This is a genomic window from Streptomyces sp. SID9727, assembly GCF_010550605.1.
Classification (GTDB): domain Bacteria; phylum Actinomycetota; class Actinomycetes; order Streptomycetales; family Streptomycetaceae; genus Streptomyces.
Genome location: NZ_JAAGNI010000387.1, coordinates 1 through 12,579, shown reverse-complemented (window position 1 = coordinate 12,579; position 12,579 = coordinate 1). Strand labels below are relative to the sequence as shown.

Sequence of the window (12,579 nt, the reverse complement as noted above, 5' to 3'; positions counted from 1 at the left end):
AGGCGTGTTGCCCCGGGGGGTGGCTCGGAGCCGCCCGCAGAAGACGGGCTGCCCTGCGGACCGGGTACGGAGTGTCAGCTGTGCGTGGGTGCGAGGACCCGTGCCAGTGCCGGCTGCAGGTCGCGAACGGCACGATTGCCGCGGAAGCGCAAGAGCTCCCGCGTCAGGCGCCGCACATCGGTGTTCACCGTCGCCGAGGGAACGGCCGGCATCACGCCCAGCAGCTCACCGGCGATCGCGCACGCGTGCTCGACCTCTCCGGCAGCGGCGTGGGCCAGGGACCTGCGGAAGCCGTATCGGGCGCGGGTGCGCAGTGCGTGTGCCGGAAGACGGCGGCATTCCCGGTCGAGGATCTCGGCGGCGGCCGCAGGACGCCCGAGGTCGTACATGCACCAGCCGGTCGTCATCGCGGCCGGATCGCTCACATGCGTGGTGCCGAGTGCTGGGCCGGTGCCGCTGTCGGCCTCGTTGCTCTGCAGTAGTTCGCGTGCGTTGTCGAGCCCGCGGAGGCAGTCGCGTTCCGCACCGAGCAGCGCATGTCCCTGTGCCTCCCGCTGCGCCGCGAGCCCTCGGATGCGCGGCGGCAGGTGCCGCCCCTGGGCCCGCCGGGCCAGGGCGATGGTGCTCGCGGCGTCCCCGTCGTAGAAGGTGACCAGAGCGCGGCGCACGAGGGCGTACGAACCGAGGTGCGAGTCGCCCCCGGCGCCGGCCAGTTCGACCGCCTCGCCGGTCCAGCCGAGTGCCGCCGGGGTGTTCCCGGCCTCCTGAGCCATCCAGCCGGTGAACTCCGCGAACCTCGACGCGAGCACGAGGGTCGGGGCGCGTGTGGCGGACGATGCACCGGCGGCGAGCCCTGCGACCAAGCGTGTCTGGATCTCCAGCAGCGGAAGCAGCACGTTCGGTGCCGTGGACTGGCCCAGTGTGCGCAGCTGGTCGAACTGTGCTTGGAAGGAGAGGAACAGTGGCTCGACGGCAGTGGGGGCCGTCCGGCCGCCCAGCTTCAATCCCAGATCGAGTACCGACCCCGTCCCGGCGGCGAGCACCGTACGGCGTCCGGGGTGCGGGAGGCTCCGAGCCGTGGTGTCCGTACTTTCGGCGTCGGTGACCAGACGCTGCAGTTCGCCGTTCGCGCCGAGGAAGGCGTCGCACCGACGGGCCAGTTCGGGTGAGGCGGAACGCTCACCGCGCTCCACCTTGCTGAGGTATCCCTTGTCGTAGTTGAGCGCCGCTGACAAGCCGCGCAGGGACAGGTTCGCCTCCACGCGTAATCGGCGAAGCTCCGGGCCGAAGTGTGATGGCGTGCTCGTCATCGGATTCCCCCTCGAAGAGTGACCGTGAGAGCCGGGCGCCCTCACGGGGGACTTTCGTTCGACGTTCACAGGTGGACGTGGAGGTGAACACCCTCTGTGAGGAGGTCGCTTCACTCCGCATCCACGAGTGAGTCTGACACGAGATGCGCCTCGAGGATCAAGATTCGGCAGGGTTGCCCGTTGCCTGTCGGGGCGACATGCGGGCACGGCTCCACCGGTGGGGCCGCGGCGGGGCGGGCCCGTGTCACCCCCCTCCCCCCGCCCCCCGCAGGAACGTCTCCACCACCCGGGCCGCCAGCGCGTCCGGGTCCGTCATCGGGTCGGCCGGGTCGCCGTGGAGGGTCTCGCCGAGCAAGGCGTAGTAGACGCGCTGGAGCCAGTGGAGGTCGGCCGAGGCGTCGATGAGGTGGTCCTCGCGGGCGCGTTCCAGGACCGTGAGGCAGTGCTCGGTCATCGTCTCGTGGAGGGCCGCCGCCTCCGTGCCGGGGGTGGCGGGGAGGCTCAGGGCGAACGTCCACGCGCCCTTGACCTCCAGGACGTTGGCGGTGATGCGGTGCAGGGCCACCAGAGGCGGGGCGGTGGCGGGGCGGCCGTCCTGCACGGCCCGGGCGAGCTGGCGGGCCGCCGACAGGGCCAGGGCGTCGGTCAGCGCCTGGCGGTGCGCGAAGCGGCGGTGGATCGTCGTGCGGGACACGCCCGCCTCGGCCGCGATCTGCTCCATCGAGGCGCCGGGGTCCTGGGACAGCAGGCGTTCCGCCGCCTCCAGGATCAGGCGCACGCTCCGCTCCGCGTCCGCCCGCAGTGGCCGTGCCGTTGTCTCCTCGCCCATGACCTTCTCCTCGTTTCCTCGCCACCCTGGCCCGGGAAACGTAACACCTGTGCGCCACTTCGAGGGTAAGTGGAACATTAGTGTTGCAGATGATCCGGCAATGGGTACTCTCTTGTTGCAGCTCAGTCCGTCGACGCCTCGTCAAGGAGACCTGCCATGCCCGCAATCGCCCTCGTCACCGGTGCCTCCTCCGGGCTCGGCGCGGAGTTCGCCGCTCAGCTCGCCGCCCGTGGGCACGACCTCGTCCTGGTCGCACGCTCGGAGGGCCGGCTCACCGCTCTCGCCGCGCGGCTGGAGGCCGAGCACGGCATACGCGCCCACGTGCTCGTCCAGGACCTCGCCGAACCCGGCGCCGTCCGTGCCGTGGCGGACCGGCTCGACGCGCTCGGCCTGCGGATCGGGCTGCTGGTCAACAACGCGGGGTTCGGGACCTGCGGACGCTTCGAGGAGATCGACGCGGGGCGCGACCACGACCAGCTGATGGTCAATGTCGTCGCGCTCGTCGGCCTCACGCACGCCCTGCTCCCCGGCATGCTGGAGCGAGGCACCGGCGCCGTCGTCAATGTCGCCTCCACCGCGGCCTTCCAGCCCGCCCCGTACTTCGCGGTGTACAGCTCGGCCAAGGCGTTCGTGCTGAACTTCGGGCTGTCCCTGCGCCAGGAGTGCCGAGGGCGCGGCGTGCGGGTGCTCACCCTGTGCCCCGGGCCCGTCGACACGCCGTTCTTCGAGGCCATCGGGACCCGCGAGGCGGCCGTCAACGGGTCGATGAGCACGCCGGAGCCGGTCGTCCGCGCCGCGCTGGCCGCGCTCGACCGGGACCGCGCCTATGTCACCCCGGGGTTCGGCAACGCCCTGTCCGCGCACCTGTTGCCGCGCCGGCCGCGCGCCCTGGTCGCCGCGGTCGCCGAGCGCGTCACGCGTAAGGTCCTCGCCTCCGGGAGCGGCGCGCGGACCGGGTCGTACGCGGCGTGAGCCCGGTCCCGTACGCACCTCTCCGCGGGGCCGGAGCCCCGCGGAGAGGTGTGGGTCAGCAGGTGCCGAGGTCCTCCCAGACGCCCCACTCGCCGGTCGTGCCGGGCTGGTCGCCCTGCACCCACCACTTGGCGCGCCAGGTGTGCCCGTTGTACGAGACCGTGTCCCCGCCGTTGTAGACGCGGCCGGCCTCCCATGCCGAGGCGGCGCAGTCGCCGCCCGGGTTCCCGCCATCACCGCCGCCGGGGGTGCCGCCCCCGCCGATCTGGACGTCGATGCAGGCGTAGAACGCGTTGGCCGTGTCCGAGATGTTCCAGACGGCGAGCACCTTCTGGCGGCCGGAGTAGCTGCCGAAGTTCACGTGGTGGGTCTTGGTGGCGCCGGGCTGGGCGCCGTTGTCGTTGAACTCGGCGATCTTCGACCCGCCGATGTAGTACTGCCAGGTGCTCGTGGCGTGGCGGGCCGTCAGCGTCCAGGAGAAGTCCGCGGAGCTGCCGACCGGGGTGGCCTTCCAGCCCTTGCTGTCGTTGTCCAGCTCGGCGAACTGCGCGTTGCCTCCGCTGCAGCTCCGCAGGCCCTTGGGTCCCTCGACGCTCTGCGGCTCGTACTTGATCTGGCCGCAGTCGACCGCGCCCGACGCGCACTGCGCCTGGCGGCTCGGCGGCGAGGAGACGTAACCGTGCGCACTGGCCGTGGTGGCCGGCAGGACCACCGCGAGCAGGGGGGCGACTCCCGCACCGAGTACGAGGGCCAGTTTTCGCTTCGCGTTCATGCCAACTCCTTCGCTGGGGACTGCCGCGGGGTGACGGCAGCGGTCGGACATGCCCGCACCGGGCAGCGGCCTCGTCAGGGGGGTGCCGGCGCGGTGGGGGCAGGGGTACGGCCGGTGGCGAAGGGGTGCCGCCCGCAGTCCCCACGCACGCCGCGGGCCGCCCGGGGCGACCACGGCTCACCTTAGGTCTAGACCATACTCATGGGTGTGTTCTCGTCAATAGGGCTTCCGCGCACGGTTCTTGACGGAGTATTAGGGCGCGTCGGGCGGGACGTCACGATCGGTGCGATCTCCACCCGAGACCTCGCGCCCAGCTTGCGAGAGGACGGGTGAGCGCCGCCTCCACGGTCTTCACGCTGAGTGACAGGCCCGCCGCGATCTTCCGGTTGGTCGCCCCCGCGCCACCCGCGTCACCACCTTGCGCCCCGTCGAGCTCAGCCGCTCCGGCCACGACTGGCCGTCCAGGTGCGGCAGCGGCGCCTCCTCCGCCCGCACCCCCGCGACCCACGCCCGCGCCCCCGCCTCCGGCCCCGCGCTCCTCGCGCACCACCGCGGCCGTCGGATTCGTCGTGGATTCCGGAGCCGCGCCACCGCGATTGGACTGGACCAAATATGGGCAGCGTTCGGCGGAATCCTCATCACTGGACCCCTCCACTGGACCCAAGGAGTCTCATGTTCGGGAAGCGCAGTGTGATAGGTGGCGCGGCCGTTGCCATGACCGCGGTCGGCGCGATGCTGACGACGGCCCCCTCCGCCCAGGCGGCACCCACCAACTGCACGGTCTCCTACGGGGGCGGCGCGGGCAGCACGATGTCCAGCCTGTGCACGGGCGGCACCGGCCACCACCGCGTTCACGCGGTGCTCAACGCCCTGGACCCGCGCCTTCCGCAGCGGATCGTCCTCGGCGAGTGGGCCCCGGTCGGCCAGGCGTCCGTCGCCGTCAACCCGTGGGGCTCGGGCTCCATCCAGTCCGTCTGGACGGAGACCGTCGACTGGTGACCGTACGCACGACCGAGGGGCGGCCGCATTCCGGCAGCCGCCCCTCGGGGTGCCCCTACCGGCGGGAGGAGAGCCCGCGGTCGACGGCCGTGATCAGCTCGCCGTCCTCCGTGTCACCGTCCAGCGACCAGAACATCGCGCCGCCGAGCCGGCGGTCGCGGATGTACGCGGTCTTGGTGCGCAGCACCTGGGGGTCGTCGTACGTCCACAGCGTGGTGCCGTCGAACAGCCACGCACTGCCGTCGCGGACGTTGCGGTGCACCTTGTACGTACCGGATTCGGCCAGTTTCCTGAGGGCCTTGTAGTCCTCGTAACCGGCCGCCCAGGTCGCCGGGGCGGGGCCCGCGGCCGGCTGGCCCAGGCCGTCACCGCCGCCGGTCACGCCCGTCCAGCCCTGCCCGTAGAAGGGCATGCCCATCACCAGCTTGCGCGCCGGGGCGCCCCGCTTCAGCCAGTCCCGCACGGTCCGGTCGACGCTGTAGTCGCCCTTCGCGTACAGCGCGGACTGCTGGGCGGTCCTCGCCTCGCCGGAGACGTGGAAGTCGTAACCCTGGAGATTGACGAAGTCGAAGTCCCGCATGATGCGCGGTACGTCGAAGCCCGCGTCGATCTTCTCGGGGGACGCCGGGACGAACGCCGAGAGCTCGTAGTGCTTGGGCTTCGCGCCGTGCTGCCGGCCCTTGCGGTCCTTGGCGGCCTTCTTCGCGTACGCGTCGAGCTGGGTGCGGAACTCGTGGACCAGGGCGGTGAAGTTCCGCTTGTCCTCCGGGCGGTACACCGTGTCGGCGTCACCGGCCGATCCCGGCCATTCCCAGTCGATGTCGACACCGTCGAAGAGCCCGGCCGCCGCTCCCTCGCCGCCCCGCGTCCCGTCCACCGGCAGGTTGCCCTTGATGTACAGGTCGACGCAGGAGGCGACGAGTGCCTTGCGCGACGCCGCGGTGCGCGCCGCGTCGGAGAAGTGCGTGGACCAGCTCCAGCCGCCGAGCGAGATCATCACCTTGAGGCCGGGGTGCTTCGCCTTGAGCTCCCGCAGCTGGTTGAAGTTCCCCGCCAGTTTCTGGTCGTCGGTGTCGGCGATACCGTCCACGGAGCCGGCCGCGTCGAGCGGGCGGACGTAGTCCGCCCAGGCGTCGGCCTCACCTGGCACGTTGCCCGTGAAGCACTTGCCGTCCGCGCTCACGTTGCCGAACGAGTAGTTGACGTGGGTGAGTTTGGCCGCCGTGCCGCTCGTCTCCAGGTCCTTGACCTGGAAGTCGCGCCCGTAGACGCCCCATTGGGTGAAGTAGCCGACGCGCTTGTAGTCGGGTGCGGAGCCGTGGTGGCCGCTGCCGCCACCATGGTGTCCGTGGCTCCCGCCGTGCCCGGACGAGGCGTTGGCGGCGGGGGAGAAGGAGGCCGCGAGCGTGAGGGCGCAGGCGGCGATGGCGAGTGAAGACAGGGTTCTTCGACGCATGAGGCCAGAAGCTATTGGTCTGGACCAAACGCGGTCAAGGGTTTGGCAAAGGCGGTCCAAAGGGTTCTCGGCCCGCATGCCGCGGGACTATGCCCAGGCCCGCCCAATGTCATCACTTCGAGTGAAACCGTGGCCTGCGCTTGCGGTTCGGAACCCACGGTTGCGACGCTGTCGCAGTCCGTCAACCTCTTGGGGAGTGGCCTGTGGCTTTCGGTGAGCAGCCCGCCTATCTGCGCGTGGCGAGCGATCTGAGAGAGAAGATCGTCAACGGTTCGCTGCCGCCGCATACGCGTCTGCCGTCGCAGGCGCGCATCCGCGAGGAGTACGGGGTCTCGGACACCGTCGCGCTGGAGGCGCGCAAGGTCCTGATGGCGGAGGGCCTGGTCGAGGGCCGCTCCGGCTCGGGCACGTACGTACGCGAGCGGCCGGTGCCCCGCATGGTCGAGCGCTCCGGCTTCCGGCCCGAGGCCGGCGCGGGCCCGTTCCGTCAGGAGCAGGCGGCGGACGGGGTGCGCGGGACCTGGGAGTCGCGCAGCGAGCAGGAGGGCGCGAGCGCCGAGGTCGCCGCCCGGCTCGGGATCGAACCGGGTGACCGCGTCATGCGCACCCATTACGTGTTCCGGGAGGCGGGCGAGCCGGTGATGCTCTCCACCTCATGGGAGCCCCTGGCGATCACGGGGCGCACGCCGGTGATGCTGCCGGAGGAGGGCCCGCTGGGCGGCTGTGGGGTGGTCGAGCGGATGGCGGCCATCGACGTGGTCGTGGACAACGTGGCCGAGCAGGTGGGCGCACGCCCGGGGCTCGCGGAGGAGCTCCTGGCGCTGGGCGGGGTCCCCGGCCATGTGGTGATGGTGGTCGAGCGCACCTTCTACGCCTCGGGGCGGCCCGTCGAGACCGCCGACGTGGTGGTGCCGGCCGACCGCTACCGGGTGGGCTACCGGCTTCCCGTGAGGTGACCGGGGCGGGTCCGACCCCTTCCTGATTGTCATGTCCCGATCTCGCTCCCGCCGCAACGCCCCGGGGGCGCATTCGCGAGAATGCGCCCCCGGGGCGTTGGTCCGTTCCTGGCCGGATCGGTACCTCTTTGTGCAAAGCCGTATCCGGTGCGTGAAGGTCAGGCGTAGGCTCGGGCATATGCGTACCGGGGTTTCCTGGAGTTCCTTAGAAGCGTGCACATCGTTCAGGGGAGGGGCGCGATGCTCGGGAGAAACACGATGAGTGACAGCGGTGCCGTGCTTCCCTGGCTGGTGATACGGCAGGACGACAACGGCAACCGCTACCGCGTGGGCAGGTACGCCACGCAGGGCGAGGCCCAGCGTGCGGCCGACAAGTTGCAGGACCGGGGGCACAAGCAGCTGTACTGGGTGGAGCGGGTCGGGCAGGCCGCCCAGTCGTGACGGGGGCGCACTGCGCCGACGCGACCCGGTGAGGCGTGAGGCGGAGTGATGCGGGTGCTGATCGACACGGTGGCGTGGGTGCGGATCGAGGGGGGCCGCATCCTGTGCGCGCGCCCGCGCGGGAAGGACGTCTTCTACATCCCGGGCGGCAAGCGGGAGGGCGCCGAGAGCGACCTCGACACGCTCGTGCGCGAGATCGAGGAGGAGCTGACGGTCCGCATCGACGCGGAGTCCGTCGCGCACGTGGGGACGTACGAGGCCGGCGGACCCGGCCTCCCGGAGGGCGCGGTGGTCCGAATGGCCTGCTACACCGCCGGGTTCAGCGGTGAGCTGAGGGCCAGCAGCGAGATCGAGGACGTGGCGTGGTTCTCGTACGCCGACCGCGACCGGGTGCCGCCCGTCGACCAGCTGCTCTTCGACGACCTCAGGGCGTCGGGCGACCTGGCCTGAGGCGCCGACGCCTCCTCCGTGCCCGGACGCTCTCGCGCTCCTGCGCGCCGACGCCCTCGCGCGTCATGGCGTGGCACGCGGATCATGGTGCGGCGCGCGACGTTCGGGGGTGTGCGCCCCCGTCTCCCGGGCATCCGTACGTGCGCGCCGCCGTACACCCGTACGCCCCGCGTGTCGAGCCCGGCGGTATGTGACCCCTGATGCCGGGTATGTGCTCTTTGCCCCCCGCGTACAGGACGTCACCGTTGCCGGCTCTGGGAGTGATCGGCGTGACCGATACCGAAGGCGATCACGCCGAGTGGAGCTTTCCGGCTGTCCCCGGTTCCGTGCGCACCGCCCGGCACGCCGTCCAGGACACCCTGCGTGGCTGGGGGCTCGACGCCGCCGTCGGTGACGAGGCGATGCTGCTGGTCAGCGAGCTGGTCACCAACTCCATGCGCTACACACCCGGCCCCATCGGGGTGCGGCTGCTGCGCCCCGGGCCGGACGGGGACCGCTCCGCCGCCCGGCCCGGGCTCCTCGTGGAAGTCTCCGATCCCCTCCCCGACCCACCCACCGAACGTACGGCGGGACCCGACGAGGAGAGCGGCCGGGGACTGCAGCTCGTGGCCTGCGCGGCCCGGCGCTGGGGGACCCGGCGGGGAAAGAGCGGCAAAACGGTGTGGTTCGAGCTGGCTCTGCCTGGTTAGGAGTGAGGTGGGACGCACAGCGATCACCGGAGGTCGGGGCAGAACCTGGCTGAAAGGGACTGAGACCGTGCTGTGATCGTGAACGCCGTGCCGGACGGGGCCGTAGTGCTGAATACTGCGGGCATGACCGGTCCGGTGTGTGAGCTGGAGGGGACGGTCGCGTGAGCGAAATACCTGGGACAGCGGGCGACGTCGTGTGGCAGAGCAGTCCGCCCGGCTCGATCTACGACTACATCAGAGTCGCCTCCTTCTCGATCGGGCCCGACGGGCTGATCGAGCAGTGGAGCCGCCGGGCCGCCGGTCTCTTCGGCGTGGCCGCCCACGAGGCCGTGGGCAAGGACCCGGTCGAGGCGTTCCTGCCCGGCGAGGTCCGCCGCGAGGGCCACCGCCGGGTCGGCGAGGTGCTCGACGGCAAGGAGTGGACGGGACTCGTCCCGTTCCGGATGCCCGGCGAGGGCGGGGCATCCGGGCTCGCCGAGATCTATGTGATGCCCAGCGAGACGGCCACCGGCGAACGGGCGGCGGTCTGCATCGTCGTGGACGTCCGCGCCCTGCGCCGCATCGAGACGGACCTCGCGGCCTCGCAGGCGATTTTCGGCCAATCTCCCTTCGGTTTCGTCCTGTTCGGCACCGACCTCACCGTCGTCCGGGCCAACGAGCGCTTCGCCACCGTCTTCGGCGGCCGGGCCGACGACCACCGGGGCCGTACCGTCGGCGACTACCTCACGGGCACCGAGGCCGACCGCCTGACCGCCACACTCGAACGGGTCCTGGATACGGGCAACTCCGTCACCGACCTCCAGCTCGTCGGCATGGCCCCCGGTGACACCGAGCGCCGCCACTGGTCGATGAACCTCTACCGGGTGCACAGCGGATCGGGCCGCCCCATCGGCATCGCCGGACTCGCCACCGACGTGACCCGGCGTCACACCGCCGCCCGCGAGGCCGCCAGTGCCCGCCGCAACCTCGCCCTGCTCAACGAGGCCGGTGCCCGGATCGGCAACTCCCTGGACCTGGAGACCACCGCCCGCGAACTCCTCGACGTCGCCGTCCCGGTCTTCTGCGACCTGGCCTCCGTCGACCTCTACCAGGCCCTGCTCACCGGGGACGAGGCGGTGCCCGGCGGCTGGAGCCCGCTCAGCCAGGAGGCGGTCGGCGGCTCTGCCGAACTGCGCCGCGTCGCCTTCGCCAGCGCCGTGTCCGACGCCCTGTCCCACCCCGTTCCCGGCGCCTCCGACTCCGGACCGCCGGGTGGTGGAGCCGCGCCCCCCGCCCTCGGCTCCGTCCACCGCTACCCCTTCGGCTCGCCGTGCGCCGTTGCCCTGCGCACCGGCCGCGTGGAGGACGTGCCGGGCGACGACCGGGGCTTCGTGCAGTCCACGCTGGCCGTGCCGATGGTCGCCCACGACACCGTGGTGGGGCTCGTCCGCTTCTCCCGTACGAAGGGCAGCGAGCCGTTCGACGCCCGGGACCGGTCCCTCGCGACCGAGCTGGCCGCCCGCGCCGCCGTCTGTATCGACAACGCCCGCCTCTACCGCCGCGAGCACGAACGCGCCCTGATCCTCCAGCGAAGCCTGCTGCCCCCCGGCGACCCGGAGGCCGCCGGGCTCGACATCGCCTGTCGCTACCTGCCGGGCAACACCGCCAACGAGGTCGGCGGCGACTGGTTCGACGTGATCGAGCTGCCCGGACACCGCACCGCGCTCGTCGTCGGCGACGTGATGGGGCGCGGCCTGCGCGCCGCCGTGGCCATGGGCGAACTGCGCACCGCCGTGCGCACGCTGGCCCTGCTCGACCTGGAACCCGCCGAGGTGCTGTCCGCGCTGGACGAGGTCGCCCGGGGCCTCGGCACCCCCGGCGCCGCCTCCGCGCCCGGCGGCGGGGGCGCCCAGTGGCCGGCCCGCGCCGCGCACAAGTCCCGTGAGGCGGACCTCTCCGAGGTCTACCTGGCGACCTGCGTCTACGCGGTCTACGACCCGGTCACCCGGCGCTGCACCTTCGCCAACGCGGGCCATCTGCCGCCCGTCGTGGTCGAGCCGGGCGAGGTCGCCCGCATGCTCGACGTACCGCCCGGGATGCCGCTGGGCGTCGGCGGCGAACCGTTCGAAGAGGTCGAGGTCGAGCTGAAGGAGGGCGCGCTCCTCGGCCTCTACACCGACGGGCTCGTCGAGTCGCGCGACCACCCGCTGGACGAGGGCCTGGCCGCACTCCGGAAGGCGCTCGTCGCCCCGGAGCAGCCGCTGGAGGACGTCTGCGACCGGATCCTCGGCTCGCTGCACACCCGGCACGGGGAGGACGACATCGCGCTCCTGATGGCCCGCATCCAGGGCCTGCCCACCGAGGCGGTCGGCGACTGGCGGCTGCCCCGCGAGCCGCGCTCGGTCGGCCGCGCCCGCGAACTGGCCCGGGGCCAGCTGACCAGCTGGGGCCTCGACGAGCTGGTGGACACCACGGAGCTCCTGGTCAGCGAGCTGGTCACCAACGCCCTGCGCTACGGCGAGGGCGAGATCCGGCTCCGCCTGCTGCGCGACCGCACCCTGGTCTGCGAGGTGTGGGACGCCGGTCTCGTCCAGCCGAGGCGCCGGCGCGCCCGGGACACGGACGAGGGGGGCCGGGGCCTCCAGCTGGTGGGGCTCCTCAGCGCGGCCTGGGGGGCGAGGCGGACCCCGCGCGGCAAGACCGTCTGGTTCGAACTGCCGCTGCCCGACGGGCGGCCGGCCGCCGAGCGCTCGGTGGAGGAGCTGCTGAGCATGTTCTGAGGAGCGGCCGGGGCAGGGCTCACTTCGTCGTCTTCAGCGCGGCGAGCCGGGCCTCCACCTCCGCGCTGTCGCCCAGCGCGTCCAGCTCCTCGAACTGCGCGTCCAGCGAGGAGGCCGCCAGCTCCTGCTTGCCCAGGGCCCGCGCCTCCTCGCGCCGCACCTTGTCCTCGAACCGGCTCAGCTCGCTCGTCGGGTCCAGGACGTCGATGCTCTTCACCGCGTCCATCATCCGGTTCTGCGCCTGCGCCGACTTGGCGCGCGCCACCAGTTCGTCCCGTTTGGCCTTCAGCTCGGAGAGCTTCGCCTTCATCTGGTCCAGGCCCGCCTTGAGCTTGTCGACCACCTCGGTCTGCGCGGCGATGGTCGGCTCGGCGGTCCTGGCCTCCTTCTCCGACTGGAGCTGCCGGCCCAGCGCGACCTTCGCCAGGTTGTCGAACGTGTCCGCTTCGGGGCCCGAGCCGCCCGCCCGCAGCTCGTCGGCCTTGCGGCTCGCGGCGAGCGCCTTGCCGCCCCACTCCCGCGCCGCCTCGATGTCCTCCACGTGGTCCTGCTCCATCAGACGGAGGTTGCCGATGGTGGCGGCCACGGCCTGCTCGGCCTCCGCGATGTTGGCGGTGTAGTCGCGGATCAGCTGGTCCAGCATCTTCTGCGGGTCCTCCGCCTGGTCGAGCAGCGCGTTGATGTTGGCCTTCGCCAGCTGGGTGACACGGCCGAGGATGGTCTGCTTGCTCATGGGGCCTCTCCTGTCGGGTGGTGCTGCTCGTGGACCTACACGTGCGGGGTACGGGGCGGCTCCCCGCGTCTACGGGGCGGCTCCCCGCGTCTACGGGGCGGCTCCCCGCGTCTACGGGACACGGGGCGGCTCCCCGTGTCAGAAGCGCCCGCCGCCGCCCCGGCGGCCCCGCGTCCCGCCGCCGCCGAAGCTGCCGGGCCCGCCGCCGCCGAA

12 protein-coding genes and 1 pseudogene are annotated in these 12,579 nt (G+C 72.1%); 7 read left to right on the top strand and 6 right to left on the bottom strand.

Annotated features, from left to right (window positions below):
• Positions 1 to 74 precede the first annotated feature (74 nt).
• Positions 75 to 1,310: a helix-turn-helix transcriptional regulator gene (locus tag G3I41_RS27180; protein ID WP_164403008.1), complete on the bottom strand. Its 1,236-nt coding sequence runs from the start codon at positions 1,308 to 1,310 to the stop codon at positions 75 to 77.
• 244 nt (positions 1,311 to 1,554) lie between these two features.
• Positions 1,555 to 2,139 (bottom strand): TetR/AcrR family transcriptional regulator, encoded by a 585-nt coding sequence (locus G3I41_RS27175; RefSeq protein ID WP_164403007.1) that lies wholly within the window; start codon positions 2,137 to 2,139, stop codon positions 1,555 to 1,557.
• 156 nt (positions 2,140 to 2,295) lie between these two features.
• Between G3I41_RS27175 and G3I41_RS27170 the strand changes: the two genes are divergently transcribed.
• Entirely contained in the window at positions 2,296 to 3,111 is an 816-nt protein-coding gene (locus G3I41_RS27170; RefSeq protein WP_164403006.1) for an SDR family oxidoreductase, read from the top strand.
• Between the two features lie 55 nt (positions 3,112 to 3,166).
• On the opposite strand, the gene G3I41_RS27165 is transcribed toward G3I41_RS27170, so the two are convergent.
• Positions 3,167 to 3,883, bottom strand: coding sequence for a lytic polysaccharide monooxygenase (locus G3I41_RS27165; RefSeq protein ID WP_164403005.1), 717 nt, complete (start codon positions 3,881 to 3,883; stop codon positions 3,167 to 3,169).
• Between the two features lie 275 nt (positions 3,884 to 4,158).
• Positions 4,159 to 4,405 (bottom strand): annotated as a pseudogene (locus G3I41_RS37110) (helix-turn-helix transcriptional regulator); the annotation flags it as partial.
• Positions 4,406 to 4,597: 192 nt separating this feature from the next.
• On the opposite strand from G3I41_RS37110, the gene G3I41_RS27160 reads away from it, so the two are divergent.
• Positions 4,598 to 4,882, top strand: coding sequence for a hypothetical protein (locus G3I41_RS27160; RefSeq protein ID WP_239081860.1), 285 nt, complete (start codon positions 4,598 to 4,600; stop codon positions 4,880 to 4,882).
• A gap of 55 nt (positions 4,883 to 4,937) precedes the next feature.
• On the opposite strand, the gene G3I41_RS27155 is transcribed toward G3I41_RS27160, so the two are convergent.
• On the bottom strand, positions 4,938 to 6,338 hold the full coding sequence (locus G3I41_RS27155) for a glycoside hydrolase family 18 protein (RefSeq protein ID WP_164403003.1): 1,401 nt from the start codon (positions 6,336 to 6,338) through the stop codon (positions 4,938 to 4,940).
• A gap of 203 nt (positions 6,339 to 6,541) precedes the next feature.
• Between G3I41_RS27155 and G3I41_RS27150 the strand changes: the two genes are divergently transcribed.
• From G3I41_RS27150 to G3I41_RS27130, 5 genes are all read left to right on the top strand, one after another.
• Complete coding sequence (locus G3I41_RS27150; protein WP_164403002.1) at positions 6,542 to 7,294, top strand: GntR family transcriptional regulator; 753 nt, start codon at positions 6,542 to 6,544, stop codon at positions 7,292 to 7,294.
• A 240-nt stretch (positions 7,295 to 7,534) separates the two neighbouring features.
• Positions 7,535 to 7,735 (top strand): SPOR domain-containing protein, encoded by a 201-nt coding sequence (locus G3I41_RS27145; protein WP_164403001.1) that lies wholly within the window; start codon positions 7,535 to 7,537, stop codon positions 7,733 to 7,735.
• Positions 7,736 to 7,783: 48 nt separating this feature from the next.
• A complete protein-coding gene (locus G3I41_RS27140; protein ID WP_164403000.1) occupies positions 7,784 to 8,185 on the top strand; it encodes an NUDIX domain-containing protein in 402 nt (133 codons plus the stop codon).
• A gap of 260 nt (positions 8,186 to 8,445) precedes the next feature.
• Positions 8,446 to 8,874, top strand: coding sequence for an ATP-binding protein (locus G3I41_RS27135; RefSeq protein WP_164403022.1), 429 nt, complete (start codon positions 8,446 to 8,448; stop codon positions 8,872 to 8,874).
• 194 nt (positions 8,875 to 9,068) lie between these two features.
• On the top strand, positions 9,069 to 11,633 hold the full coding sequence (locus G3I41_RS27130; protein WP_164403021.1) for a SpoIIE family protein phosphatase: 2,565 nt from the start codon (positions 9,069 to 9,071) through the stop codon (positions 11,631 to 11,633).
• Between the two features lie 19 nt (positions 11,634 to 11,652).
• Here the strand turns inward: G3I41_RS27130 and G3I41_RS27125 are convergent, their stop codons facing one another.
• On the bottom strand, positions 11,653 to 12,366 hold the full coding sequence (locus G3I41_RS27125) for a PspA/IM30 family protein (protein ID WP_164402999.1): 714 nt from the start codon (positions 12,364 to 12,366) through the stop codon (positions 11,653 to 11,655).
• Between the last annotated feature and the right edge of the window lie 213 nt (positions 12,367 to 12,579).